Source organism: Arthrobacter sp. fls2-241-R2A-172 (assembly GCF_030208885.1).
Classification (GTDB): Bacteria; Actinomycetota; Actinomycetes; order Actinomycetales; family Micrococcaceae; genus Arthrobacter.
Map to the genome: position 1 here is coordinate 59,819 of NZ_JARVTB010000002.1, position 25,776 is coordinate 85,594.

Below are 25,776 nucleotides of genomic sequence, written 5' to 3' on the forward strand. Positions count from 1 at the left end.
GGAGGTAAGCTGGGTATAGGCCAGAGCCGCCCTTGAGTACCGCACCGGTGAACATTCCCGGGCCGGCAGGGCGCGCCACAACCGCAAACACCCTTCCGCTTGAGCGGTACTGGAATCCCGGACTGGCCATGATCCTGAACCCCAAGGAGAACCCATGACTTTACTGACTGAACGTCCCGCAACGCCCGCACCCGCCTCCGACGCAGCTGCGGCAGTCACCGTGTCCAAAACCGCATTGATCGGCGGCAGCTACGTAACCCTGCCGACTGCCCTTTCCCGGACGCATAGTGAAGGTGCCTACGTCACCGCCCCCGGCAACCGAAACGTTTCCCGTGGCAGTTACGTCACAGTTCTCGGCGTCCACAAAGACCCAGTCGGTGGCAGCTACGTCACGTTTTGCAAGGCAGCCTAAACGCGGCGTCTGTGCTTGATGGCAATACGCGGCTTTGAAAGGAGGCCGACGACGACACTTTGTGCCGCCGTCGGCCTCCTTTTGTGCAAACGTTTGTTGGCGAAGCCTGTTCGGGTTTCCGCCTCACGTTGATGCTGTGCCGCTCAGCCTTCGAGCCTCGAATGCTCGCCCAGACGGTGCCATGAACGGTTGTGGTAGACCAGAGCATCGGCGGGCTCGCCGGCTTGGACGTCACGCATCACGTGTGACTCCAAAGCGTGGACGGCGATGATGGTGGAGGTCCCCACTTCCATACGATTGATGACGGCGCAGCGCACCCAGGCGCGGACATCGTCATACACGGCCTCGCCGGTCGGAAGGGCCGACCAGCGGTGCGTCTGGTCAAAGCGGTCGGCGCCTGGCGTCGCTCCAAACTTCGCCAGGTCGACGTCGTGGGCGTCCAGCAGGTGAACGACGACGGTTTCCGCTCGCGAAAGCACCTTCGACGCTGAGGACAGTGCCGAGACCGAGAAAATCAACAGCGGAGGCTCCGCACTCACTGACACCACGGATGAGACCGTCAGTGCCACCGGTCCTTCGCCGGCATCCGCCGTGATGACGGCGACACCTCCTGGGTGGCCACGGAACAGTGCTTTGAATTCGTCAGCCGAAAGGGAGGACGGGAAGCTTTGCTTCGGAGCCTCGAGCCAGGTGTCTGTGGGGTAGGCGTGAAACATCGTTATGAGACCCTGCGGGAGAGTTCCTCGCGAACGATGTTCGTGCCTGCGCTGAGAGCACTCAGCTTGGCCAAGGCGACATCCCGGGGGAACGGTGCCATGCCGCAGTTGGAGCTGGGGATGAGCTTGTCCGCATCGACGAACTGCAGTGCTTTGCGGAGGGTGTCGGCGACCTCTTCCGGGGTCTCGATCGTCTCGCTTGCGACGTCGATTGCCCCGAGCATGACTTTCTTGCCGCGGAGGAGCTCGATGAGGTCCATGGGCACGTGGGAGTTCTGGGATTCCAGCGAGATGATGTCTATGCTGGAGCTCTGAAGCAGCGGGAAGGTTTCCTCGTACTGCCGCCACTGTGAGCCGAGCGTCGCTTTCCAGTCATTATTGGCCTTGATCCCGTAGCCGTAGCAGATATGCACGGCGGTCTCCGCGCGCAGGCCTTCTGCCGCTCTCTCAAGCGCAGCCACGCCCCAGTCCTTGACCTCATCGAGGAAGACATTGAACGCGGGCTCGTCGAACTGGATGATGTCCACGCCGGCCGCCTCCAGTTCCTTCGCCTCCTGGTTCAGGATCGCGGCGAACTCCCAGGCCAGCTTCTCGCGGCTCTTGTAGTGGTCATCGTAGAGCGTGTCCACCATGGTCATTGGACCGGGAAGAGTCCATTTGATCGGCTGGTCGGTGGTTGCGCGGAGGAACTTTGCGTCTTCGACGAATACCGGCCGCTCGCGGCGCACCGGTCCGACGACGGTGGGCACGCTCGCGTCGTAGCGGTCGCGGATGCGCACGGTCTTGCGCTGTTCAAAGTCGACCCCGCTGAGGTGCTCGATGAAGGTGGTGACGAAGTGCTGGCGGGTTTGCTCGCCGTCGCTGACGATGTCGATGCCGCGTCGGCTCTGCTCGTGGATTGCGATGCGCAGCGCATCCTGCTTGCCCTCGAGCAGCGCATCTCCCTCCAGCTTCCAGGGGGACCAGAGGGTCTCCGGCTGTGCGAGCCAGGACGGTTTGGGCAGGCTTCCGACAACGGTGGTGGGCAAAAGTGTGTTCATGATTGACGATTCTCCGTGGGTCAGTTGACGAGAGCGGGGTGTTTGGCGGTCCACTGGTCCAATAGATCCTTGTGGGGCGTGATGAAGTGTTCCTCCGTGTACTTCGCCTGAGTGATCGCGAGCTGACTGCGCTCGACGCGGTCGTAAGCGATCTGGGTCCGTGAGTAGTCCTGCTCTCCCAGGCTCGGTTGGTAGACGACGGCGGCGGCGGAGTTCGCGTTGTAGACCTCCGGGCGGTAGATCTTCTGGAAGGTCTCCATGGTGCTGATCGTGCCGATGAGTTGCAGGTTGGAGTAGTCGTTGAGCAGGTCGCCGCGGAAGTAGAAGGCGAGCGGCGCCACGCTGCCTCGCGGCATGAAGTAGCGGACCTGAAGCCCCATCTTCGCGAAGTACGCGTCCGTCAGCGAGAACTCGTCCTGCTGGTACTCGACGCCCAGGATGGGGTGGCGGTTTTCCGTTCGCCGGTAGGTCTTGCTCGTGGAGACGCTGATGCACACCACTGGCGACTGCGGGAAGCGTTCCTGGCATGCCGGGGAATCGAGGAACTGCTGGAACAGTTTGCCGTGAAGATCGCCGAAGTCCTCGGGAACAACGGGCTTGCCGGCTTCTGCTGCTGCAGCCGGCAGGACGACGCTGAAGTCGAAGTCACGGACGTAGGAGGAGAAATTGTTTCCCACGATTCCTTGGTGGCGGACGCCGTTCAGCTGGTCGACGATCTGGATGTCGAGAACCTCGAACAGCGGGAACCGCTGATCCGTACCTTCCGCAGTGAACTCTATGTGCACGGAAACGATCTCAAGCTCGAGCGTGTAACGGTCCCGGTCCGGGTTGTCCCAGTCTGCGAGATCGTTGAAGCGGCGCCGAATCATGGTCAAGGCGTTGCGGAGGTTCTCCTGGCGGTGCTCGCCACGTGCCAGGTTGGCGAAATTCGTCGTGATCCTCGAGCCTTCCGACGGGGAGTAGTCCTCGTTGAAGGGGGTCGTGGTGATGCTGAAGCTGAAGTCGTCTGCCATGTTGCCAATCCGTTGTTGATGGCCGGAGACGGCCTTTCAGAAGGTGGTGTATCCATGGTGCAACCTTCCGAGGGCTATCAGGTAACTAGTGGTTGCTATGCGTGCATATAGAATCTCCCTATGGCCCAAATTTCGAGCGGATTGACCTTGCAGCAGCTCCGTTACTTCATAGAAGTTGCCGCTGAGGGATCGATCTCCGCGGCCGCCGATCTTCTCTACGTAGCGCAGCCGACAATGTCCGCCGCGATGAAGGACCTTGAGGCCCGGGTTGGCCGTTCGCTCCTGGTTCGCTCCGCCCGCGGAGTCACCCTCACCGCCGACGGCGTAGAGTTCCTCGGCTACGCGAGGCAGGTCGTGGAGCAGTTCGCCCTCCTCGAGCAGCGCTACCTTGGCAGGCCGCCGCGGCGTCGTCTGCTTGGGGTGTCAACGCAGCATTACTCGTTCGCGGTGGACGCCTTCGTCCGGATGGTCAAGGCCTCTGATGTAGCCGAATACGAGTTCTCACTGCGTGAGTCCCGCACCTGGGACATCATCGAGGATGTCCGGACACTCCGCAGCGAGATCGGCATCCTTTATCGGAACGACTTCAACCGGAAAGTCATCGACAAGCTGCTCAGGGAGTCCGGGCTCGCGTTCACTCCGCTTTTCCTCGCCGATCCGCACATATTCATTTCACGGAAGAACCCGCTGGCTGCAAAGGAGCGTGCGAACCTCGATGATCTCGCCGGCTTGCCGCGGTTGACCTTCGATCAAGGCGCGAACAATTCTTTCTACTTCGCCGAGGAAATACTCTCCACCTTGTCCAGTAAGCAGGAGATCCGGGTCTCTGACCGCGCCACGATCTTCAACCTCATGATCGGGCTCCACGGATACACGATTTCGACGGGCATCATCAGCGGGCAGCTCGACCCGGAGATCGTCGCCATCCCGCTCGACGTTGACGAACGCATCGAGATCGGCTGGATCGGCCACGCCGCAATTCCGCTAACCGACCAGGCGCAGCGCTACCTCGGGGAACTGCGGGCTGTCGTCGCAGAGTTTGGCGTAGCGCTGCTCGACTGACGGCGATTGAGCGAGCGGGGCAGGGAGGACATCTATGCTCTGATGTGGCTTGCAATGTTTATAACCCGGCCACGCTTCAAAGGCGCAACACAGCTTCACCACAGTCCGACCCTTGATTGCCAATGAAGGCTGTAAGCATTGATACCAGCAGTCGAGTGAGGAACCATGAGCAGCAGAATCCCTGAACCCGAGTACAGCGTCAACGGTCCCATGTATGAGGGACGGGCGCTCCACCGAGTCGACGACGAGGTCGTCGACCAAGGCATTGCCTTCGACATTGGGACTTGAGTAAGCCGCCGGTCGATGTTAGGGATATTCGGAGCCGGCATGGGCGCAGTCGCCCTTGCTGCTTGCTCACCCGGCAGCACGGGTAGCACCAGTGCCCAGACCCCGGCCGCCAGCTCCACGGCCAACGCTTCCACTGGGTCCGCCACGGGCGCTTCCGGTTTGACTGAGATTCCTGACGAGACTGCCGGGCCTTATCCTGGCGATGGTTCCAACGGTGCGGACGTTCTTGAACAGTCAGGCATCGTGCGAAGTGACATCCGCTCCAGCGTCGGCGGCGGGACCACGGCAGCCGGCGTGCCCATGACGCTCACCCTCACAATCCTTGACATGGCAAACGGTGGCGTCCCCCTTAAGAACGCAGCTGTCTATGTGTGGCATTGCAATGCCGAGGGCGGGTATTCGATGTACTCCCAAGGCATCCAGAACGAAATCTACCTCCGCGGAGTACAGGTCGCCGACAGCGATGGGAAAGTCACCTACTCCTCGATTTACCCCGCCTGCTACACAGGGCGTTGGCCGCATATCCACTTCGAGGTGTACCCCACCGTGGACGACATCACTGATTCGACCAAGGCCATTGCAACTTCCCAGGTCGCGTTGCCCCAGGACATCAGCGAAAAGGTGTACGCGTTGTCTGAATACAAGGGTTCAAGCTCTAACCTTTCCCGGGTAAGCCTGACCTCGGACAACGTCTTTGGCGACGATGGGGGTGAGTTCCAACTCGCGCAGGTTACCGGCGACACCACTTCCGGCTACCAGGTGGCCCTTACCGCCGCCGTCGACACCACCACCACTCCAAGTGCCGGCAGCGTCCCGGGCGGCGGAATGCCACCCGGAGGCGGCCCTGGCGGAACCCCACCCACCGGGGCCCCGCTTGCCTAAGCGGACCGTTTAACCGGACTGTCCCAGGCTGACGACAAGGTTGATGGCGACTGCGACGACGAAGGTGGCGAAGAAGTAAGAAAGCAGCGCGTGTCCCAAGGCGATCTTGCGGGATGCGGTCGATGACTCCTTCACGTTGCTCGCGCTGTAAGACATGCCAATTGAGAATGCTGCGTAGGCGAAGTCGCTGTACGACGGTTCCTCGTCCTGGTTGAAGCGGAAGCGATGATGGTCGTCGTGGTAGTACATCCGGGCGTACTTGAACGCGTAGACGGTGTTGACGAGGGCCCATGCGAGCACCACGTTGAGGGCCGCCAGTAGCGCGGCGGCCACGCCTATTGGATCTTTTTGCTGGCTGCGGATCAAGGCAAAGACAACCGCCACAAGACTGAGGAACGTCGCGCCGGTGATAAGGGAGTCAACAAGTTGTCGAGAGCGATCTTCCTGGCGGGCGAGTTCACCTGTGGCCTCCGGGCCGGCGGGCCACGCCTTGATCCAGGCCCAGGTCAGGAAGACGCAGCCTGCGACAGACCACCCGATCAAGGGCGCAAGTTCGGGAGCACCCAGCGGTGCCGGAGCGAGCGCGACAACCAGTCCGGTGGGCGGCAATCAGGGCCTTGCGATCAATGTGCGACATATAAGAGGCTGCCCTCTGGGTTTATGCATATATGAAGGACCCAGCCGGGAATTCTTGATCCCTGAGCTTGCTCACCAAACCGTGTGCTTACCCACGCAATGCTAAGCACACTTAGTATTCGATGTCGAGGGTCAGTCTATGTAGTCCTCATCCTCGGCGCGATGGATCACCATGGTGCCGGATGCGGTCTCGTCCCGTATGAGGCGGACGATTTGAGCCCGGGCCTCTTCAACCTGTGAAGCTCTTATTGGCCCGGAGTTTGCCATTTCGGAGAGCAGGATTTCCCGGTTGCGTTCGGAGATGTTGCGTTTCACGGATTCCAGAACGACGACGGGAGCTCCCTTCAGTGCAGTAGCCAGGCTCTCTGGACTTACCCTGCGCAGAATTTTTTGCAGGTCGCGTGGGTCCAGTCTGACCAGATCCTTGAACGTCAGCATTTGCGCCCGGACCTCACCCGCCAGTTCGACGTCGACCTGATCAAGGCCGTTAAGGATGGTGCGCTCGGTTCTTGAGTCTGTGCGCGTGATGATGTTCACAAGAGGTTGAACGCCGCCAAGGTTTTCGTTCGAACTTGCCAGCTTTGCTGCCGAACCGGCGCGCTCCCGAAGGACCTCCGCGACTGTTGCGATCACTTCCGGTGCTACTGGACCCATGGTGGCGATGCAGCATGAGACTTCAACGGCCAGGTTGTCATCCAGGCCCGTCAAAATGGCTGATGCTTTGCTTGGTCGTAGATGCGCGAGCACAAGGGCCGTGGTTTGTGCCAGTTCGCCGTCGAGTAGTGCGATTATCTGTTCGATCGCCATAGGTTCCAGGAACTCGAAGGACTTGCCTACCATCACACCGGTGAGCCTGTCCATGAGACCAGCGGCCTTGTCTGTACCGAAGGACGCTTCGAGTAGCCCTGCAGCGAAGTCACGACCTCCACGGGCGGAGCGGCGGCCCTTCTTGACGTAGTCGTGGAATTCATTGACGACTGAGGTTGCCACAGCAGACGGGACACGCTGGAGGCGGACAATTTCGGCCGCAATTTCTTCAGCCTCAGACTCGGAGAAGCGGGCGAACACAGAGGCGGCACCGGCAGGACTTAGCTGCATCAACACCACTGCGACTTTTTGCGCGCCAGTCAGGGTTGAAGCCGGGGCCGCAGCTTCTACAGAATTCATGCAACCGGCCGATCTGTCAGGGTGCGAAAGGGAGATTTGCAACGAACACGGTGCGGCATTGCACAGACCCGCCCGTCCTGTCTGGGGGAGACCGGACGGTCGGGAATACTCATCAGACTAGCCCCGGGCCAAGGGCTGCCCCGCAGTTCTGATGACGAACAGTGCAGAAAACCTCCTTGTAGGACTCAACGAGTGCAATGAGCGGCGATATCTTGTCTGCCGTGCACGAATCGATACCGCCAGGCAGCACTTACTGCACGATGTGAAGCTGATGCCGATCCGCTGGCCGGCGAAGGAACCATAGTGTTTTGCAATGCTGATCTTTAGGGCCAACAAGAAGTCTGGGGGCGGGGCATGCGCCGGAGAACAATAGGATCCAGCGAGGAAACAGCGAGCTGTCCTCGCTTGGCGCCCGGCAAGCGATGGGAGCGCGCTGGATCATTGCTGTCATGGCTGACGCGCTGGAGGCGGTCAGGCACATCGGAGTCCAGCGGGTTGGCTGGGCAAGGTGGTGGGGGCCGGCCTGGGATAGCCGCCGAACTTCGAGTTCGGGATTTGATCGCAAGCCGGACGCTGTCAACGGCTTTCCAGCCGATCCGTGACCTTAGCAACGGCCACGTGGTGGGCGTTGAAGCGTTGACTCGCTTTTCCGGGGAACCCGACAGGTCACCAGAGGAGTGGTTCGCTGACGCTGCCTCGTCAGGATGCGCGGCTGAGCTCGAGTTCCTGGCCATGAAAACGGCGCTCAACGCCGCTGCGGAATTGCCGAATCATCTCTTTGTTTCCGTCAATCTCTCCCCAACAGCCTGTCTTGACCGGCGGATGGTCGCTCTGCTGGAAGAGTCGCGGGTTACGCCGACAAGGATCGTCTTGGAGCTGACGGAGCACTGCGCAGTGACAGATTATGAGAGTCTCAAGGCTTCCCTGGCATGGGCGCGAGAAGCCGGCTTGCGTATCGCCGTCGATGACACGGGAGCGGGGTTCGCTTCGATGCGGCATGTACTTCAACTCAGGCCCGACTTTATTAAACTCGACAGGACAATCGTCGCCGGACTCGACGCGGACGATGCGAAGAAGGCATTTGGATCCGCGATGGTCAAGTTCGCCGAAGGTATTAGTGCAACCCTGGTCACTGAAGGTCTCGAAACGGTGGGAGAACTCGCCGCAGTGATGGAGCTCGGAGTCCCTGTGGGGCAGGGATATTTGCTCGGGGAGCCCACCGTCCATCCCGAGGAGTGGAGCAAATGGCGGAACCACGACCCACAGGCCGCCAGCACCTAGACTTATAAGTCCTCATTGCACTCGCTTGCTTCGTTGCCTTGAGTTTCCCTCGAACCACGGTTGTCCAGCAGCCAAAAGGCGTCACTTCATGAAATCCTCACCCTCGACCAGCGACATCGACCCATCCCCGGAAGGACTCACGCATTACAGCGTGCCGATGGACTTGAACCTGGAGGAGAAGTTTGAACACTGGAGGTGTTGGTACGGCAACGCGATAGATACGCCAGCACGGCTTGAAAAGACCGAAACACTGGTCCGGCCAGGCTTTAACCCCACTGCCCTGAGCCTTGGTGGGCCCGGTTTCAGTCTCGTGGATGTCAGCAACGAACCCGCCAACTGCCGTTGGAGGGCTCCCGCCCGTTCCCAGAACTGGTTACTGTATTTCCGAAGTTCATGCACGGGTTTCAGTTTTTCCGGTCGCTCTGAGGAGATCGCCCCTGGCACCGTCCGGTTCATGGACCACTCTTACCCAGGGAGCTTCCATGCCCCATCAGGTCTTAGCGCCGTAAGAATCCAATTCGACCGTCAACTGATGGGCTTGGACGATCAGTCGATGAAAAGGTTGGAGGGTCTCGGCGATATCCGGACGCATCCCATGGTCCGCGGACTGATTTTGCCAGCGTTGTGCAGTTGGCAGGAGCCGGATCTGGGACGGGACCTACCGCGGTTGCAGCCGGTCTTCCGGTCCATGATGACAGCTTTGATCGGTTCACTCCTGGAAGCACCGGCCGGCGATTCCGACATGAAGCCGGCCCGCATCGCAGCGGTCAAGAAGTTCATTCGGATGAACTACAGGAACCCGGCATTGGACGTTGATGAAGTTGTGGCCTACTCCTTTCTGTCCCGTCGGGCCCTCTATTATCTTTTCGAGGACGAAGCCCTCCCGGTCAACAAATACATCCGGACACTGAGAACCGTGGAGGCTCTGGAACTCTTTGCGGAGCCCGGTTCGTGGCGACGTTCATTGGCAAATATTGCCGAGGCCAGTGGATTTGCGAACTTACAGGCGATGCGCCGCGCAATCAAAGAAACTGGACTTACGCTCAGCGAGCTTCAGGACAACCCGGAACTTGCACGGATCATTTCGTTTGGCCTCAGAAGGGTGATCGGCTTGTGACGTCGCTGGACCCAGTGCTGTCGGGGGCCCAAAACTCATATCGTTCAGGGGAACAACGCGGGAATTGACGTTCCCGGTGAGATGATCGGATATGACCGAAAGCAACGGCTCCACCAAGCCCGAACGGGACTTTGATGCAACAGCGCATCACTCGAGACTGCGGGTCGCGGTGATGATCGCCGTGGGTCTGGTAACTGCCTTGATGGTCGGTCTGCTGAAGTCTTGGGCCTATGCCCCGGCGATCGGATGGGCCGCGGCGTCCGTAACGTATCTGGTTTGGGTCTGGACGGTCATAGGCAGGCTCCAGTCATCTGCGACAGCCGCACACGCCCGGCGCGAAGACCCTGGACGGGCAGGGGCGGATGCGCTGGTGCTGAGTGCAACGATTGCCAGTTTCGCCGGCGTTGCCTTGATTCTGCTGGACGCTGCCGACGCCGAGGGAGGCAAAAAGGCCGCGATCATCGCCATGGCCGTTGGCAGCGTGGCACTCTCTTGGTTTCTTGTCCATACCCTTTTCACCTTGCGCTACGCATCCATTTACTACCGGGACAAAACCGGTGTGGACTTCAACGAAAGCAAACAACCGCGCTACATGGATTTCGCCTACCTTGCCTTCACGGTTGGTATGACCTTCCAGGTCTCGGACACCGACCTTAAGACGGACGCGATCCGCACCACAGTTCTGCGCCAAGCGTTGCTGTCCTACCTCCTTGGCACCATCGTCCTCGCTACCACGATCAACCTCGTCGCCGGGCTGATTCGCTAGGGACCCCAGCGCTGAAGCTCCAGGATCCTCCCGACTGGCCCGGCTACTTGCGGTCCAAGTCACTGCCGGAGGAGGCCCCGAGCGCCATGGAGAATTCTCGGGCGACTTTAGCGGCCAGCACTCCGGCCAGGTCCACACCGTGGTTCCTCACGCTTTCGGGCACTGTTCATCGGCCGTTCGCGCGACCGTGTCCAGATATTTTTCCCCTATGGCGTAACCCCTGTGGCCGCGGATTGTATGGCACTGATTTGTTGCGCGCGGGTTGTCGGCAGGAGGGGCCCCGTCTATTGAGCGGCAGCTACGAGTGCCGTGAACACCCGTTCGGGTTCTTCTGCGATGCGGTTCAGGACGTACAACCACCACTGATCGCCAAAGATCGAATATTCCCGCGTGGTGTAGCCGTCCTTGCGCAATTGGTCCAAGGTGGCGGTGCCCAGCCCGAGCAGCATTTCGAATTCCACGTCCGGCCGACTGATCAGGTCCGGGTGCTCTGTAGTGAGTTCCCCGATCAGTGCTGCGTCGTGGGTTGCGATGGACAGCGGGTGCCCAGCCTCCAGGATGCGGCCCGCCAAACGGAGGTATGCGTCCTGTAGCTCGCTGCTCCCACGCGGGTAGGCCCGGTCGGCCGGTTCGAGGAATGCTCCCTTGACCAAGCGGATGACGCCCGGGTGTTCCAGCACTCGTTCCAGGTCGGCTGCACTGCGGTGCAGGCGCGCTTGGATGGTGATCCCCACTGGCTGTTCCTCCGCGGTGAGGGCGTCATAGGTGTCCAGGACCAGGTCGGTACGGTCCGAGCCCTCCGCAGAGATCATGAGCGATGTGCCCAACGGCGCGAGGGCTTTGGCCATCGCGCGGACGTTCTCCATTGCTGGATCCTGGCCCAGGAGCAGCCCGACGTGGGAGAGGTCGAAAGAAACGGTGCTTGCAATATTTGCTTCCCGAAGTGCGCTGATCAGCTCCAGGAAAACGGTTGTTTCATGACGGGCCAGGTCGGCATCGCGGACGCTTTCACCGGCGTATTCGATACTGACCCCGTGCCCGCGTGACATCGAGCGCTGAGCTGCCTCCACGGCGTCGGCCACGGTGTCGCCAGCCGAGTACTGGCGCGCGATCCTGGAGGCAACGGGTGCCAGCAGGGGCGAGGTCATCACCTTTTCCTTCAGATCTTCGTCCAGCGCCCAAGCTCGCAGCACATCCGCTGCTGCCTCACGATCACTCCCGTTCATTGCTCTCCCATTCTCTGCGGTTATTCCGTAGTCGGCACTACCGTATTGTGCGCTACGGTATCGTATTGCCTGTCGAAGGGGAAGTGACATGCCGAGAACACGTGACGTCGAGAAACAAAAACGCGCCCTGACAGAGGCCACATGGACGGTGCTGACCCGGACCGGACTGACTGGGCTCACAGCCAGTGCTGTGGCGAAGGAGGCTGGATGCACCACCGGGCTGGTGTTCCATACATTCCCCACGAAGCGTGACCTTCTTGTCCATGCGCGCAAGACACTGACCGAACGCGCCGTTGCCCGGCTTGAAGAGGTAGAGGCCAATGCACCGGACCCTCTCACCGCCCTCCAGGATGTCGTTCGCGCCCTGCCCGCAGGTCGCCGCGGCGCCAGCGACGAAGCGCGGGTCTGGGTCAGTTTCCTCGCTGCGGCCGTTGCCGATGAGGACATTGCGGAACATCACCGGCAGGGCAACCGGATGCTGCTGCGCCGCATTGAAAGGCTGGCTGCGGCAGCACGACCAGACTGGACCCACGACGACGTCACATCCTTTGCGGTGGACGTTTCGGCGTTGAGCGAGGGACTTAACGCAGTGTCGCTGCTTGACACCGAGAGCTATTCCACTGAGCAACAGGAGAGGTCCATCGACCGACTCTTGGAACGCACCAAATAGCTCTGGCCACCGGATGGCTCGCACCCGGCAGCCCCACACTAGACTTTGAGGTCAATCAGGCTGGGCAACGGAGGCCGGACAGCTTCCATTGTTGAACACTTCGAAAGGGAACCGCATTTGGCTTCTTCGACCACTATCAGCACGCAACGCAACGGTTCGTTTGCCATCCTCATCGGATTCGTCGTCATTGCAATCCAGTCCTTCCTGACCGGCTCATTTGTCCTTTGGCCGCTGGTTGTTGGCTCGCTTCTCGTGTTCATGGGTTGTTGCCTGAGGATTGAATCTGCCATCCTTCAGTCCCGGACGGAGGCTCCCGCTGCGGATGCGCAGCAGGCCAGAGAGCCCCGGACTTCGTCATCCTCCGAGGTTCCTGTGATGGAATAGCAAGGTGGCGCCGGATTGGTCCGCGCCGCTCGGCCGGGGCGTCCTGGCGCGGGACGGGTGCCACGGTCTGCATCCCCGTTCCCGGAGAGGAAGCCCGTAATGACGCACTTGGACGGTGCTGCAGTGGCGCCCCAAGAGCGCCGTCGTTTGGGCCAGCTCGTGGCCAGCGTCGCCGGTGCCCCGGTCAGCATTGGCTGCGTCCTTCTTATCGGGATTTTGGCAGCAGTTTTTGGTGGGTTCGGTGACGGTTCGCGGGTACCCCTGGGCGCGACAGCGCGGTCTTTCCCCGAGCATTGGTGGGTGCTGCTGAGTTCGGCTTTCTGGGCTCGCAACCCGACAAGTGCCGTGATCGGAATACTGCTGTTGTTGGGAGTAGGCGTCCCGGTGGAACGCCGCATCGGCAGCCGCCGGTTCGCCGTGGCTGCGGCCGCGGGCCATGTGGTGGGAGTTGCTGCCGCGATGGGGTTCGTGGCCGTGGCGGCTGGCGTGATGGGGGATTGGGTTGGCCAAATTGGTGGAAACGCTTTTGCCGGCCCCAGCGCGTTGGTTTGCGCCGTCCTGATGGCGTCCACCGCATCCATGACGACGCTATGGCGGCGCCGAATACGATTGGGCGTGTTTGCCCTGCTCCTGCTGCTGGCTTTGTACAACGGTGGTTTCGCCGACTTGGTACGGCTCTTCGCCGCTACCGTGGGAGCTCTTGTAGGACCAGTACTCTCGGGACGTAGACCGGTAACGCCGCATCCTGTAAGTTCCCGGCATGAACGCCGGGTGCTGATTGCGCTCCTCGTCGCTGTTACGGCCATCGGGCCGGTCGTAGCCGGTCTGGCGCCCCACGCGGTAGGTCCCTTGTCGGTTCTTCGCTTTCTCTTGACCAACCTCCAACCGGTGGACCCTGAGACATTGCAGACGCTTTGCGCGTACCCCGCCCTGGCCAGGGACTGTGCTGCCGCTGGTTTGCAATTGCGGGCCGGAGCGGGCGGCACTTTCATGGCGGTCCTTCCGTCGTTCCTGCTGCTCTTGTTTGCCGACGGGTTGCGTCGCGGACGCCGGTTCGCTTGGGCGGGAACCCTGCTCATTCAAGCAGCACTTTCCGCCATGGCTGTGGCTACCATCGTTGCGGTTTTGCAGCCCTCAGCTCCGGATACCGCTGCAGCAGAGAGTATGACTGCGGTGGATGCCGCCGGTTATGGGCATCCGTTTGCCCTTGTTCTGCCGTTGTTGCTGCCCCTGCTGCTCGCGGTGCTTCTGCTGACCCGACGGAAATTGTTTACAGTCCGCGCTCCGAGGGGGACCTACCGCCGTCTGGCTGTTTTCGTCGTGGGGCTGGCGGCGGTCCTGGCCTTGACATACGTGGCTGCGGCGTCGGCCATGGCCCAGGATTTCAATCCGCAGCCCGGGTTGGCCGGGATTCTGGCTGACATTCCTGACCGGTTCCTGCCTCTGGGTTATATGTTCGACCTGACTCCGGCGTTCGTACCACTGAGCCCCGGAGCGGTGGCTGTGTACGAGGGTGTGGGCATCGTTTTCTGGGCCGTGACGGGAGCCGCCCTGCTCCGGACCTTCCTCAGGCCGGCCCACAACCGGCACAGCCTGGACGAAGATCGGGCACGGGCCATCATCAAGACCCAGAGCGGGGGAACGTTGTCGTGGATGACCACCTGGCCGGGGAACAGGTACTGGTTCACTTCGGACGGCCACAGTTTCGTGGCCTATCGGGTGATCGGCGGTGTCGCCCTGACTCTGGGCCCACCGGTCGGCCCCAGGGCGGACCAGGAAAAAACGTTCGACGAATTCTCGGTCCACGCAACCGCGAACGGCTGGAGCCCGTGCTTCTATTCCGTGCCCCAGAATCTGAAAGACCATGCCACCGCCAGAGGTTGGGCGGGTGTCCCTGTCGCGCAGGAAACCATCCTCGACCTGGACCAGGTCACCTTCAAAGGAAAGAAGTTCCAGGACATCCGGACGGCAATGAACAACGCCGCGAAAGCCGGTGTCCAGGCTCAGTGGACTACGTACAAAGCCGCGCCACGAGGCGTTCAAGCACAAATCCAGGAAATCTCCGAAGAGTGGGTCGCGGACAAAAAAATCCCCGAAATGGGTTTCACACTCGGAAGCCTTGATGAGCTCGACGATCCCGAAGTTCGTTGTCTTGTGGCCATTGATAAGGACAAAAGAGTGCACGCAGTGACCTCATGGCTCCCTGTCTACAGTGACGGCGTCGTCGTCGGCTGGACGTTGGATGTGATCCGCAGGCGAAGCACGGCCATGCGCGCCAGCGCCGAGTTCCTCATAGCCTCCGCAGCCGTCACGTTGCGGGACGAAGGATACGCGTTCATCAGCCTGTCAGGAGCCCCGCTGGCGCCACCCCCACCCAGTGACGGCGGGACTGGACCGGGCCCCTCCCCGAACGCCATGGACAGGTTCCTTGAAGGACTCGGATCCACTCTTGAACCCATTTATGGATTCCGCTCATTGCTTGGCTTCAAGTCCAAATTCCAGCCCCGTTACGTTCCGCTGTACATGGTTTATCCCGATCCGGCCGCGTTGCCGACCATCGGCAGCGCCGTTACCCGCGCCTACCTGCCGGAGGTGGGCTTCGAACAGGGGCTCTCGCTCGCCCGGACCCTCCTGCAGTCGGTAGTTTCCCGGGTGCGACGGTCCCTGCGTTCGCGGCCATGAACAGGAGTGCACAGGAGGAGGTCCGGCGGCTTGATTGTCCCGCGCATTGCCCCGTGGCGATGGCCGTCCCTCTATAGGCTGGGCGGATGACAACTGTGGCCTTCTGGGGCACGATTCTCGGCGTCGTCCTCCTCGCAGCAGTGACGTGGGGAGTCCTTGGCGGGTACGGAGTGCCCCATCGGTGGGCTCCGGCGATGGCAATCCTGCGAGGGGCAGTCCAGCTCGCGGCCATCAGTGTCATTCTCAGCGGTGTGATCACCAACTCCACGTTCGTTGCTTTGGCGCTGTTGGTCATGTTCAGCGTCGCGGGGATAACTGCTGCCCGGCGTCTTGGCTGGAACTGGCGAAACCTTCGTCGTGTTGGGGCCTCCATGAGTTTGGGGATCGGGGTCAGCATGGGCATCATTTTCGCCTCTGGTGCGATTGAGTTGACCCCTCGCTATGCGCTGGCCATCGGTGGGATCATCATCGGCAATTCAATGACCACGGCGGTCTTGGCCGGTCGCCGATTCACCGGGGCGGTCAATGACCACTGGGAGGAAGTTGAGGGGTGGCTGGCGTTGGGTGCGACTCCCCGTCAAGCCACGTTGGACTTGGCCCGCAGCGCCGTATATTCCGCTTTGATACCTTCGATTGACCAGACCAAGACAACGGGTTTGGTGACTCTGCCGGGTGCTTTTGTCGGTGCCATATTCGGCGGTGTCTCGCCGCTGGAAGCAGGACGGTTCCAGATTGTGGTCCTGGCGGGGATCATGGCCACCGGCGCAATCACCGCAGTCTCGGTCGTCGCTTCCCGTGCGAACGTCCGTACACGTCCTGCTCCATTGGATCGATGAACAGATTGGGGAATGGTCTTACCAACTCTCATTGCTAAGACCGCTCTCACGCAGTTATTCTTCGACTGTGGAGCCGGCTCAGGAGGGTCTTTCCATCTGCCGCCTACCTGGCCCGGCGCTTCACGCGGCTAACTGCCGCCGTCAGGGTTTCACCCGTTCTGAACGCATGGTCTCCGCCCGATGGGTGATGCGTTTCCTTGCGAACCGTCAGGAGAGCAACGTGTGACCAACCATGCTACGCATCTTTTCCTCCCGGGCGCTCGTTCTGCTGGCGAGCCTCTCCCTTGCCGTCGCAGGCTCCGTCTTGGGTCTGCTCCCCGCTGCCGGCTCCGCAGCGGCAGCCGTTCCGCTGGCAACTGACCGGATTGTCAGCACGCACCAGAGCACACCTTCGACGCGGATTGTGTCGCCCGCCTTCACCACAAGCCAGCCGAATGAACTCCTCGTTGCATTCCTGATGTCCGATGGGCCGAAAACCACTGGGGGAGAGTCCTTCGTCTCCGTCGCCGGTGGCGGCCTCTCCTGGCGGCTACGCAAACGCACAAACACCCAGTGGGGCACGGCTGAGATCTGGCAAGCCGTCGCACCGAACCTGCTGACGAACGCAACGGTCACCGCCACCAACGCAGGCGCGTTCCAGTCCTCAATGACGGTGGTCACCTTCGCCGGCGCCGATGTGGCGACCGACGGCGCCGTCGGAACAGGGAATGCCACCACAGGGGCTCCAAGCGCTTCCCTGACCACAACCCGCGCGGGCTCGTGGGTGTGGGGAGTGGGAAACGACTGGGACAAAGCCGTGGCCCGCACTGTCGGCGCCGGCCAGACCAAGGTCGATGAGTACCTCTCAAACCAAGGCGATTCCTTCTGGGTCCAGCGCCAAACCGCTGTGACGGCCCAAGCGCCCCCTACCGTCGTGGCAATCAATGACACGGCACCGACGACTGACCGGTGGAACCTCTCCGTCATCGAAATTCTTCCGGCCGCGCCAGCAACAGGGGACACCACTCCGCCCGTGATTTCGGGTGTGTCAGCCGGCACACCCAGTACGAGTGGCGCAACCATCACCTGGACTACGGACGAGGCTTCCAGCACGCAGGTGGAATACGGCACGACTGCGGCTTACGGCCAAAACACAGTTCAGGATCCCACGCTTCAGACCACCCACTCGGCGGCATTGTCCGGGCTGTCGGCGGGCACCCTCTACCACTACAGGGTGAAATCCGCGGACGCTGCGGGCAACCTCGCCGTCTCGGGCGATGCGGCCTTCACCACGGCCGGCTCCGGCACGGACCCATCCGTGGTTGGCTCGTGGGGACCTGTCGTGGCTTGGCCTGAGGTGTCCATCCACGCAGCGCTGACGCCCACGGGCAAGGTCCTTACCTGGCAGGGCGACTTCTCCCAAGGCGGCCAGCAATACCTCCTCGATCCCGTAACAGGTAACTACACCCAGGTGCCCAGCGCAGCAGTTGACCTCTTCTGCGCAGGGCAGGCGGTCCTGCCTGACGGACGTATCCTCGTCGTCGGTGGGACGGCGACAAGCGGCGGGCTGGGGATCCGCGATGTCACGGCGTTCGACCCCACCACGGAAACCTGGCAAAGCCTGGCTCCCATGAACCACCCACGGTGGTATCCGACGGCGACGACGTTGGCTGACGGCCGGGTCCTTGTGACCTCGGGTGCGAACACGAACTCGACAGACATCGTGACCATCCCGGAGGTCTATTCACCCACCACGAACTCCTGGACCGACCTGCCGGGAGCGAACCGGAATATTCCGTACTACCCCTTCATCTATCAGTTGCCCGACGGCCGCATCCTCCAGGCCGGAGCCTCTGAACAAGCTACATCGAGCCTTGCCCTCAACATCTCCACGCAGCAATGGGCCACCGTTGACGCCCGCGTCCTGGATGCCGCTTCGATCGCGAACTACGCGCCGGGCAAGTTCATCAAGGCCGGATCTGCCGCAGACGGTGGATTCACGGGCCAGTCCAGCAATACCGCCTACACCTTGGACATGAACGCGCAAAGCCCAGCCTGGCAGGCGACAGCGTCGATGGCTTTCCCGCGCAGCTTCGTGAATTTGACGAACCTGCCCGATGGCACGGTCCTTGCGACAGGAGGGGGGACCGACAAATCGGGCCAGGACATCAGCAAGGCCGTGATGCCGGCCGAGATCTGGCAACCGACCGCCGGAACGTGGAGCACCGTGGCACCGATGTCCGTTCCCCGCCTCTACCACTCGGTGGCCGTCCTGCTTCCGGACGGCAGGGTGTTCGTATCAGGCAGCGGCGGCGATACAGGCGTTGCGGACCAGAAGAGCTACCAGATCTACTCGCCGCCATACCTTTTCAAAGGTCCGCGGCCGAGCATATCCAGCGTACCGGGCAGTGCCCAGTACAGTTCGACGGCGTTCATCGGCACCCCTGATGGGGCGCGGATCCAATCCGTGTCACTGATCAAGACGGGATCCGTGACCCATGCCTTCGACCAGAACGCGGTAGCCATGAACCTGGGCTTCTCGCAGGCCGCCGGTGGCCTCAACGTCCAAATGCCGGCCAACGGCAACTACGCCCCTCCGGGGTATTACCTGCTCTCGATCGTTGACGGCAATGGCGTTCCGTCCACGGCCGGAATGATCCGATTGTCAGCGCCGAGCCAGGACACCACCCCTCCAACGGCTCCGACGAACCTGTCTGCGTCAGCGTCTGCGGGACAGATCGCCTTGACGTGGACGGCCGGCACGGACAACGTAGGGGTCACCTCGTACCGGGTTTCGCGCGACGGAACATTAGTCGGGAGCTCGGCGTCCACCAGTTACAGCGACACTTCGGTGCTCGCCGGGACGACGTACACCTATACGGTTGCCGCCGTCGACGCGGCAGGCAACGTCAGCCCGCCGTCGAACACTGCGACGGCGCAGGCCGTTGCTGCGGGCAGTGGAATCACGGTCGACAAAATCGTCTCCGTCCACCAAGGAACCAGTACGTCGACCATCAGCGCTCCGGGTGTAACAACCACGGGCTCCAATGAACTCCTCCTTGCCTTCGTCAGTTCGGACGGTCCGAACTCCGCGAATTCGGCAAGCATCAGTTCCGTCTCCGGCGGAGGGCTCAGTTGGACACTCCGACAAAGGTCCAATACACAGCCTGGAACCGCAGAAATCTGGCAAGCCGTCGCCCCCGGACCGCTCTCGAATGCGACCGTCACCGCCACGCAGGCCTCGGGAAGCTGGCAGGCCGCCATGTCGGTTGTCGCCTTCCGGGGAGCCGATATCGCAACGGGCGCAACACTGGGCGCAAACGCCGCCTCCGGCGCGCCAACTGCCACCCTGACCACCACGAGGGCCGGCTCCTGGGTCTGGGGCGTCGGTACGGACTGGTCCAACCCGATAGCCCGCACGGCAGGGCCCAATCAGACCCTCGTCGACCAGTACCTGGCGCCAGCGGGCGACACCTACTGGGTTCAGCGCCAGAACTCCGCCACCCCAACCAATGGCACGGCTGTGACGATCAATGACACCTCACCGACAACGGACCGCTGGAACCTCGCAGTCATTGAGATTCGTGCCGCACCATAACCGCCGGACTGCGGTGCTCGATCACGTGGATTCGGTGCGCTTCAGTGCCGCCCAGGCTTGGAAACCGCCGATAAGGTCTGTCGCCTGGGCCAGCCCCAACCGTTGCAGGGTGTGCGCGGCAAGGCTGGAACTGTAGCCCTCATTGCAGACGACGACGATCCGCCGGGCGGCATCCCCGGCGCCCGGGATACGGTGCGGGCTGGATGGATCGAGTCGCCATTCGAGAACGTTCCGGTCTATGACCACCGCTCCCGGGAGCTCACCGTCGCGGTCCCTTTGATCGACCGGCCGTGTATCAACAACCAGGGCGCCCTCCTCGATCTCCCGCTCGAGATCCCCAGGGTGAACCCGGTCCAATCCAAGGCGGCTCTCAGCGAGTAGCTGGTCAATCGTCAGAGGCCCGGGGACGTCGGTTGGGGCCAAACCCCCCGGGCCCGATGCATGTTCGTCGTCGGGAATATCCCGCTGCGTCATGGTCTTCCTCCAATTGCTGCCGTCCGGTGCGCCTTCCACCATTAAACGAAACACAGCGGAAAAAGGGTTAGCGGCGCCGGGGTGTTGGTCCTGTTGCTGCCGCAGTGGTTTGGGCTATGCTCCAGAAATGGCGCCGAGAAGTTTTCTTCAATGGCCGGTCGTCCGTCAACTGAGTACGGGCGACCTGTTTGGCCGTGGGCCTGCGGTCACATCGGCCAAGACCAAAGCAATAACTGCGCGAACAACCACTGCTGACCGGGTGGTCCAAAGCATCTGCCCGTACTGCGCGGTAGGGTGTGGCCAGCGCGTCTATGTCAAGGACGAGAAAGTTGTCCAGATCGAGGGCGACCCGGATTCGCCCATCTCCCGCGGCCGTTTGTGCCCCAAGGGTTCCGCCAGTGAACAGCTGGTCAACTCGCCCGGCCGCCAGACCAAAGTACTTTACCGGGCACCCCGGTCCACCGAGTGGGAACGCCTGGACTTGGGTACCGCCGTCGAGATGATCGCGGACAGGTTCATCGAGACACGCCGCAGGACATGGCAGCAGAACGACAGTGAGGGCCGACTGCTGCGCCGCACCATGGGCATAGCTTCACTGGGCGGCGCTACCTTGGACAACGAAGAAAACTACCTCATCAAGAAGCTGTTCACGGCTGCGGGGGCGGTGCAGGTCGAGAACCAGGCCCGCATATGACACTCCGCCACGGTTCCCAGTTTGGGAGCCTCATTTGGACGCGGTGGTGCTACGCAATCACTGCAGGACATGGCCAACGCCGACTGTATTGTCATCCAGGGGTCCAACATGGCCGAGTGTCATCCCGTGGGTTATCAGTGGGTAGCGGAGGCGAAGGCCCGGGGAGCCAAAGTTATCCACGTTGACCCGCGGTTCACGCGGACCTCGGCGGTCTCCGATAAGCACATTCCCATCCGGGCAGGCTCTGATGTTGTGCTCTTGGGTGCCCTGATCAACTACGTCATCTCCAACGACCTTTGGTTTAAGGAGTACGTGGGCGCATACACCAATGCGGCAACACTGGTGCATGACGATTACCGTGATGCCGAAGACCTCGGCGGGTTGTTCTCCGGCTTCGATGCCGGGAAGGGCGCCTACGATACCTCGTCGTGGGGGTATGCCGAACGGGGGGAGGGAGCCATTGACGAACCCGGTCCCGGTTCCGAACACGGAGCCGACGCGACCGCCCGGGCCGCCGGCCACAGCTATGGCAGTGGTGGACCGCCCTTGGAGCATGCAGAGGTTCAGCGTGACGACACCCTGCAGGATCCCCGGACCGTCTTCCAGATTGTGAAGCGGCATTATGCCCGCTACACCGCTGAGATGGTGCAGGACATGTGCGGCATCAGCGTGGCGGACTTCGAGTTTTTGGCGCGCGCCATCACGGAAAACTCGGGACGCGACCGGACCACGTGTTTCGCCTACGCCGTGGGTTGGACCCAGCACTCCTTGGGCGCACAGTTCATCCGGGCCGCCGCCATCCTGCAACTCCTGCTTGGAAATATGGGGCGCCCGGGCGGCGGGATCATGGCCTTGCGGGGCCATGCCAGCATCCAGGGCTCCACGGACATTCCCACCCTGTTCAACCTGCTTCCCGGGTATCTGCCGATGCCCAGCGCGGGTCGCCACGACAGCCTTGACGAGTATCTGGCAACGATTGGGTCCAAACAACAGAAGGGCTACTGGGCGAACGCCGATGCATACACCATCAGCCTGCTTAAAGCGTGGTGGGGCGAGGCAGCGAACGCGGATAATGACTGGGCCTATGACTATCTTCCCCGGCTGACGGGAGCACACGGCACCTACGAAACAGTCATGGGCATGCTGGACGACGAGGTGGAAGGCTACTTCCTTCTCGGACAAAATCCCGCAGTAGGTTCGGCCCATGGCCGAATGCAACGCCTGGCAATGGCCCACTTGAAGTGGATGGTGGTGCGCGACCTGAACCTCATCGAGTCGGCGACCTGGTGGAAGGACGGTCCGGAGATCGAATCGGGGGAGTTGCGCACCGAGGACATTGAGACGGAGGTGTTCTTCCTTCCGGCCGCAACGCATGTGGAGAAGGCGGGGTCGTTTACGCAGACCCAGAGGCTGCTCCAGTGGCGGCACAAGGCTGTGGCGCCGCCGGGTGAATGCCAGAGCGAGCTGCAGTTCTTCTTTGAACTCGGCCAACGGATCCGGGAAAAGCTCGCCGATTCCGACGACGAACGGGACCGGCCGCTGCTCGACCTGACGTGGGACTATCCCACGGACAAGCACGGTGATCCGGACCCCGAAGCGGTACTTGCGGAGATTAACGGCCGTCACCTTGATGGCCCCGACGCGGGCGCACCACTCTCCGCCTACACCGAACTTCGTGCCGACGGTTCCACGGCGGCAGGCTGCTGGATCTACACCGGTGTCTATGCCGACGGCGTCAACCACGCCGCCAACCGCAAACCGGGCCAGGAACAAGGCCCGGCCGCCCCGGAATGGGGCTGGGCATGGCCGGCCAACCGCAGGATCCTCTATAACCGGGCATCTGCGGACCCCGCTGGTAAACCGTGGAGCGAGCGCAAAAAATACATCTGGTGGGATCAGGACCAGGGCAAATGGATCGGAGACGATGTGCCCGACTTCCCGGTTGACCGTGCGCCAGGGAGCCATCCCGACCCCTCCGTCGGCGGCCCTGAGGCACTGAGCGGAGACGATCCCTTCATCATGCAGGCCGACGGCAAGGGCTGGCTTTTCGCCCCCAAAGGACTCTTGGACGGGCCCCTGCCTACCCACTACGAGGCACAGGAATCGCCGGTGGCCAACGCGCTCTACCCGCAGCAGCAAAGCCCCGCCCGGTTGGTGTTCCCCCGCGCGGACAACCCGAGTGCGCCGAGCGCCGGGACCAAGGGCGCCGACATCTACCCTTACGTGTTCACGACATACCGCCTCACTGAGCACCACACGGCAGGCGGGATGAGCCGGTGGCTGCCCTACCTGTCCGAACTGCAACCGGAGATGTTCTGCGAGGTCTCGCCTGAACTTGCGGCTGAACGGGGACTGGAACCTTACGGCTGGGCCACGATCATTTCGCCGCGCTCCGCCATCGAGGCGAAGGTGCTGGTTACCGATCGGATGGTGCCCCTCAAGGTCGGTGGCCACACGGTGCATCAGATCGGGCTGCCCTACCACTGGGGCGTCGGAAACAACGCCGTCGTCAGCGGTGATGCGGCCAATGATCTGCTGGGCGTAACCCTGGATCCGAATGTCCAGATCCAGGAATCAAAGGTTGCCTCGTGCGACATCCGCCCCGGGCGCCGGCCCCGCGGCGAGGAACTCCTCGCCCTGGTTGCCGAATACCGGGAGCGGGCAGGAGTGACCATGGAGACCGGCAACGCCGCCGTGACAAACCCGTCGGCCGAAGGCGTCGACCCGACATTGGAGGACTAGATGGGCCAGTTGTCCGGACCGACCGACCCCACCACCGATGCCCATTGGGAGCACAACCATCCACGCAAGGGGTTCTTCACCGACACCTCCATTTGTATCGGTTGCAAGGCCTGCGAAGTCGCCTGCAAGGAGTGGAACCACAACCCGCAGGACGGGAACCTGGAACTCCTCGGGTCCTCTTACGACAACACCGGATCACTGGGTGCCAGCACATGGCGACATGTCGCCTTCATCGAGCAGGGCCAGGAACGCATCACCCAAGCAAGAGAGTCCGGCCGCGCCCTGGTCAACCTGGGCATGCCGCGCATCGGTCCTCCCGCCCCGGCTGCGCCGGATTCCAGTGATCCCGCTGAAGCGGACACCACACCGCCTGACACTGCTGACTTCCGGTGGCTGATGTCTTCGGATGTCTGCAAGCACTGCACGCACGCCGGTTGCCTTGACGTCTGCCCCACCGGAGCCCTGTTCCGCACCGAGTTCGGGACCGTGGTGGTACAGGACGACGTCTGCAACGGCTGCGGAACCTGCGTGGCCGGCTGCCCGTTCGGGGTTATCGAGCGCCGCAGCAACGGTACGGTCAAAGTGGCAACCAGCAGGGAAGACCAGCACGACGAACATCCCGCGGTTCCCAATGCAGGCATCGCCCAGAAATGCACGCTGTGCTACGACCGGCTGGTGGATGACCAGACACCCGCCTGCGCCAAAGCCTGCCCGACGACGTCCATCAAGTTTGGTGACCACGACGCCATGGTGGAGACCGCCAAGGAACGCGTGGCCGACCTCCACGCCAAGGGCCTAACGGAAGCCAGGCTGTACGGTGCCAACGAAAACGACGGCGTCGGCGGAACCGGATCGGTCTTCCTCTTGCTGGACGAACCTGAAGTTTATGGACTTCCGCCGGATCCCCGCGTGCCGACTGCAGATCTGCCCACGATGTATCGCCGGGCCGGGCTTGCGGTCGCTGGTATGGCCGCGGCGGCTGCCCTGGCTTTCCTTGGAGGACGCGCGTGACCCTGTCTGAGTTCGACAACCTCCGCCCCTCCGGGCCTGCCCGACGCCGAGGGGCGGACGGCAAACCCGGCACCCGCCGTCGTCGGGAGAACGGTGACGGCTCCCGGGAAATGCCCATGGTTCCGGAAGCTGAATTCACCTCCTACTATGGCCGTCCAGTGGTCAAACCGGCGCCGTGGGGCGAGGACGTCGCTCTTTACTTGTTCCTTGGTGGCGTCGCAGGGGGTTCGGCCCTCCTTGGCCTGGGTGGACAGCTCACCGGGCGGCCGATTCTGCGCCGCAATGCCCGGCTGGGTGCCTTGGCAGCACTGAGCCTGGGTGCCGGCGCGTTGGTGAAGGACCTCGGCAGGCCCGAGCGTTTCCTTAATATGCTGCGTACCTTCAAGGTAACTTCGCCGATGAGCGTGGGTTCGTGGATCCTGAGCGCTTTCGGTGCGGGGACCGCCGTCGTGGCGGCCGCCGAGATTGATCGGATGACTGGCTGCCGGATCCCCCTGGGTCCGTTGCGGAAGGCACTACAGGCTGTTGAGGGGCCCGCAGGGTTTGAGGCGGCGGTGTTCGCGGGTCCGCTTGCGGCGTACACGGCTGTCCTGCTGGGGGACACCGCGACCCCGACGTGGAACGCTGCGCACGAGGAATTGCCGTTTGTTTTCGTGAGTTCTGCCTGTCTGGCATCGGCGGGGCTGGCCATGGTCACCACACCGGTCCACGAGGCCGGTCCTGCCCGGAAGCTCGCAGTGCTGGGCGTCCTGGGCGATCTGGCAGCAATGAAGGTGATGGAACACCGGATGGATCCTGTGGCCGCGGAGCCGCTGCACCTGGGCAAGGCCGGGACCATGCTCACATGGAGCGAGCGGCTGGCACTCGGTGGTGGCCTGGGAGCCTTACTGGCCGGCCGCAACCGTGCGGTTGCCGCGGCGTCGGGGCTTGCGTTGCTTGCCGCCTCAGCGCTCACACGGTTCGGGGTGTTCGAGGCAGGTCTGGCCTCGGCCCGGGATCCGCGCTACACGATTGAGCCGCAGAAGAACCGACTGGCGGCGCGCCGTGCTGCCGGCGTGACCGATGACGCGATCACCACAGCCAGGTAGTGCTTCCCCGGC

The 25,776-nt window shown here is 62.2% G+C and carries 21 protein-coding genes and 1 pseudogene; 15 read left to right on the top strand and 7 right to left on the bottom strand.

Annotated features, from left to right (window positions below; all coding sequences use genetic code 11):
- Positions 1-32 precede the first annotated feature (32 nt).
- Complete coding sequence (locus tag QRM57_RS03165; protein WP_284985573.1) at positions 33-158, top strand: hypothetical protein; 126 nt, start codon at positions 33-35, stop codon at positions 156-158.
- Positions 155-412, top strand: coding sequence for a hypothetical protein (locus QRM57_RS03170; RefSeq protein ID WP_257368258.1), 258 nt, complete (start codon positions 155-157; stop codon positions 410-412). The genes QRM57_RS03165 and QRM57_RS03170 overlap by 4 nt, the downstream gene beginning before the upstream one ends.
- 143 nt (positions 413-555) lie before the next feature.
- Here the strand turns inward: QRM57_RS03170 and QRM57_RS03175 are convergent, their stop codons facing one another.
- From QRM57_RS03175 to QRM57_RS03185, 3 genes are read right to left on the bottom strand one after another with little or no spacing between them, the layout of a single operon-like run.
- Positions 556-1,128 carry a flavin reductase family protein gene (locus QRM57_RS03175; protein WP_284985574.1) on the bottom strand — a complete coding sequence of 191 codons (573 nt, stop codon included), beginning with the start codon at positions 1,126-1,128 and terminating at the stop codon, positions 556-558.
- Positions 1,129-1,130: 2 nt separating this feature from the next.
- Positions 1,131-2,168, bottom strand: a complete 1,038-nt coding sequence (locus QRM57_RS03180; protein ID WP_284985575.1) for a methionine synthase — start codon at positions 2,166-2,168, stop codon at positions 1,131-1,133.
- A 20-nt stretch (positions 2,169-2,188) separates the two neighbouring features.
- On the bottom strand, positions 2,189-3,181 hold the full coding sequence (locus tag QRM57_RS03185) for a DUF1852 domain-containing protein (protein ID WP_284985576.1): 993 nt from the start codon (positions 3,179-3,181) through the stop codon (positions 2,189-2,191).
- 120 nt (positions 3,182-3,301) lie between these two features.
- Here QRM57_RS03185 and QRM57_RS03190 point away from each other — a divergent pair, with 120 nt between their 5' ends.
- Both QRM57_RS03190 and QRM57_RS03200 read left to right on the top strand, forming a co-directional pair.
- On the top strand, positions 3,302-4,243 hold the full coding sequence (locus QRM57_RS03190) for a LysR family transcriptional regulator (protein ID WP_257368254.1): 942 nt from the start codon (positions 3,302-3,304) through the stop codon (positions 4,241-4,243).
- Between the two features lie 165 nt (positions 4,244-4,408).
- Positions 4,409-5,413, top strand: a pseudogene (locus tag QRM57_RS03200) (intradiol ring-cleavage dioxygenase).
- Positions 5,414-5,422: 9 nt separating this feature from the next.
- Here the strand turns inward: QRM57_RS03200 and QRM57_RS03205 are convergent.
- Together QRM57_RS03205 and fliG are read right to left on the bottom strand one after the other, a co-directional pair.
- Positions 5,423-6,022 (bottom strand): DUF1345 domain-containing protein, encoded by a 600-nt coding sequence (locus QRM57_RS03205; protein ID WP_284985579.1) that lies wholly within the window; start codon positions 6,020-6,022, stop codon positions 5,423-5,425.
- Positions 6,023-6,181: 159 nt separating this feature from the next.
- Positions 6,182-7,216 (bottom strand): flagellar motor switch protein FliG, encoded by a 1,035-nt coding sequence (gene fliG / locus QRM57_RS03210; protein WP_284985580.1) that lies wholly within the window; start codon positions 7,214-7,216, stop codon positions 6,182-6,184.
- Between the two features lie 555 nt (positions 7,217-7,771).
- On the opposite strand from fliG, the gene QRM57_RS03215 reads away from it, so the two are divergent.
- The 3 genes from QRM57_RS03215 to QRM57_RS03225 all read left to right on the top strand — a co-directional run bounded on the left by QRM57_RS03215 (position 7,772) and on the right by QRM57_RS03225 (position 10,380).
- On the top strand, positions 7,772-8,497 hold the full coding sequence (locus QRM57_RS03215; protein ID WP_284985581.1) for an EAL domain-containing protein: 726 nt from the start codon (positions 7,772-7,774) through the stop codon (positions 8,495-8,497).
- Positions 8,498-9,029: 532 nt separating this feature from the next.
- Positions 9,030-9,614: a helix-turn-helix domain-containing protein gene (locus QRM57_RS03220; RefSeq protein ID WP_284985582.1), complete on the top strand. Its 585-nt coding sequence runs from the start codon at positions 9,030-9,032 to the stop codon at positions 9,612-9,614.
- Positions 9,615-9,705: 91 nt separating this feature from the next.
- Positions 9,706-10,380: a DUF1345 domain-containing protein gene (locus QRM57_RS03225; RefSeq protein WP_284985583.1), complete on the top strand. Its 675-nt coding sequence runs from the start codon at positions 9,706-9,708 to the stop codon at positions 10,378-10,380.
- Between the two features lie 284 nt (positions 10,381-10,664).
- Here the strand turns inward: QRM57_RS03225 and QRM57_RS03230 are convergent, their stop codons facing one another.
- On the bottom strand, positions 10,665-11,606 hold the full coding sequence (locus QRM57_RS03230; RefSeq protein WP_284985584.1) for a proline dehydrogenase family protein: 942 nt from the start codon (positions 11,604-11,606) through the stop codon (positions 10,665-10,667).
- Between the two features lie 88 nt (positions 11,607-11,694).
- On the opposite strand from QRM57_RS03230, the gene QRM57_RS03235 reads away from it, so the two are divergent.
- The 5 genes from QRM57_RS03235 (at position 11,695) to QRM57_RS03255 (ending at position 19,755) form a co-directional block, all read left to right on the top strand.
- Positions 11,695-12,276 (top strand): TetR/AcrR family transcriptional regulator, encoded by a 582-nt coding sequence (locus QRM57_RS03235; RefSeq protein WP_284985585.1) that lies wholly within the window; start codon positions 11,695-11,697, stop codon positions 12,274-12,276.
- Positions 12,277-12,393: 117 nt separating this feature from the next.
- Positions 12,394-12,660: a hypothetical protein gene (locus QRM57_RS03240; RefSeq protein WP_284985586.1), complete on the top strand. Its 267-nt coding sequence runs from the start codon at positions 12,394-12,396 to the stop codon at positions 12,658-12,660.
- 99 nt (positions 12,661-12,759) lie between these two features.
- The gene (locus QRM57_RS03245) at positions 12,760-15,342 is read left to right on the top strand and encodes a bifunctional lysylphosphatidylglycerol flippase/synthetase MprF (protein WP_284985587.1); all 2,583 of its coding nucleotides are present in this window, start codon (positions 12,760-12,762) and stop codon (positions 15,340-15,342) included.
- 86 nt (positions 15,343-15,428) lie between these two features.
- On the top strand, positions 15,429-16,178 hold the full coding sequence (locus tag QRM57_RS03250; protein ID WP_257368234.1) for an ABC transporter permease: 750 nt from the start codon (positions 15,429-15,431) through the stop codon (positions 16,176-16,178).
- Between the two features lie 232 nt (positions 16,179-16,410).
- Positions 16,411-19,755, top strand: coding sequence for a galactose oxidase-like domain-containing protein (locus tag QRM57_RS03255; RefSeq protein WP_284985588.1), 3,345 nt, complete (start codon positions 16,411-16,413; stop codon positions 19,753-19,755).
- A gap of 21 nt (positions 19,756-19,776) precedes the next feature.
- On the opposite strand, the gene QRM57_RS03260 is transcribed toward QRM57_RS03255, so the two are convergent.
- Positions 19,777-20,229, bottom strand: a complete 453-nt coding sequence (locus tag QRM57_RS03260; RefSeq protein WP_284985589.1) for a rhodanese-like domain-containing protein — start codon at positions 20,227-20,229, stop codon at positions 19,777-19,779.
- Positions 20,230-20,356: 127 nt separating this feature from the next.
- On the opposite strand from QRM57_RS03260, the gene fdh reads away from it, so the two are divergent.
- From fdh to nrfD, 3 genes are read left to right on the top strand one after another with little or no spacing between them, the layout of a single operon-like run.
- On the top strand, positions 20,357-23,665 hold the full coding sequence (gene fdh, locus QRM57_RS03265; RefSeq protein WP_284985590.1) for a formate dehydrogenase: 3,309 nt from the start codon (positions 20,357-20,359) through the stop codon (positions 23,663-23,665).
- Positions 23,666-24,676 carry a 4Fe-4S dicluster domain-containing protein gene (locus QRM57_RS03270; RefSeq protein WP_257368230.1) on the top strand — a complete coding sequence of 337 codons (1,011 nt, stop codon included), beginning with the start codon at positions 23,666-23,668 and terminating at the stop codon, positions 24,674-24,676.
- Positions 24,673-25,764 (top strand): NrfD/PsrC family molybdoenzyme membrane anchor subunit, encoded by a 1,092-nt coding sequence (nrfD, locus tag QRM57_RS03275; protein WP_257368229.1) that lies wholly within the window; start codon positions 24,673-24,675, stop codon positions 25,762-25,764. The genes QRM57_RS03270 and nrfD overlap by 4 nt, the downstream gene beginning before the upstream one ends.
- Positions 25,765-25,776: the final 12 nt, after the last annotated feature.

What these genes read in the sequence shown, in the direction of transcription:
- QRM57_RS03245 (WP_284985587.1), top strand. Translation starts at nt 12,760, where the DNA reads ATGACGCACTTGGACGGTGCTGCAGTGGCGCCCCAAGAGCGCCGTCGT.
- QRM57_RS03180 (WP_284985575.1), bottom strand. Translation starts at nt 2,168, where the DNA reads ATGAACACACTTTTGCCCACCACCGTTGTCGGAAGCCTGCCCAAACCG.
- QRM57_RS03250 (WP_257368234.1), top strand. Translation starts at nt 15,429, where the DNA reads ATGACAACTGTGGCCTTCTGGGGCACGATTCTCGGCGTCGTCCTCCTC.
- fliG (WP_284985580.1), bottom strand. Translation starts at nt 7,216, where the DNA reads ATGAATTCTGTAGAAGCTGCGGCCCCGGCTTCAACCCTGACTGGCGCG.
- QRM57_RS03225 (WP_284985583.1), top strand. Translation starts at nt 9,706, where the DNA reads ATGACCGAAAGCAACGGCTCCACCAAGCCCGAACGGGACTTTGATGCA.
- QRM57_RS03260 (WP_284985589.1), bottom strand. Translation starts at nt 20,229, where the DNA reads ATGACGCAGCGGGATATTCCCGACGACGAACATGCATCGGGCCCGGGG.
- QRM57_RS03270 (WP_257368230.1), top strand. Translation starts at nt 23,666, where the DNA reads ATGGGCCAGTTGTCCGGACCGACCGACCCCACCACCGATGCCCATTGG.
- QRM57_RS03220 (WP_284985582.1), top strand. Translation starts at nt 9,030, where the DNA reads ATGGGCTTGGACGATCAGTCGATGAAAAGGTTGGAGGGTCTCGGCGAT.
- QRM57_RS03175 (WP_284985574.1), bottom strand. Translation starts at nt 1,128, where the DNA reads ATGTTTCACGCCTACCCCACAGACACCTGGCTCGAGGCTCCGAAGCAA.
- QRM57_RS03235 (WP_284985585.1), top strand. Translation starts at nt 11,695, where the DNA reads ATGCCGAGAACACGTGACGTCGAGAAACAAAAACGCGCCCTGACAGAG.
- QRM57_RS03190 (WP_257368254.1), top strand. Translation starts at nt 3,302, where the DNA reads ATGGCCCAAATTTCGAGCGGATTGACCTTGCAGCAGCTCCGTTACTTC.
- QRM57_RS03185 (WP_284985576.1), bottom strand. Translation starts at nt 3,181, where the DNA reads ATGGCAGACGACTTCAGCTTCAGCATCACCACGACCCCCTTCAACGAG.
- QRM57_RS03170 (WP_257368258.1), top strand. Translation starts at nt 155, where the DNA reads ATGACTTTACTGACTGAACGTCCCGCAACGCCCGCACCCGCCTCCGAC.
- QRM57_RS03230 (WP_284985584.1), bottom strand. Translation starts at nt 11,606, where the DNA reads ATGAACGGGAGTGATCGTGAGGCAGCAGCGGATGTGCTGCGAGCTTGG.
- QRM57_RS03255 (WP_284985588.1), top strand. Translation starts at nt 16,411, where the DNA reads ATGCTACGCATCTTTTCCTCCCGGGCGCTCGTTCTGCTGGCGAGCCTC.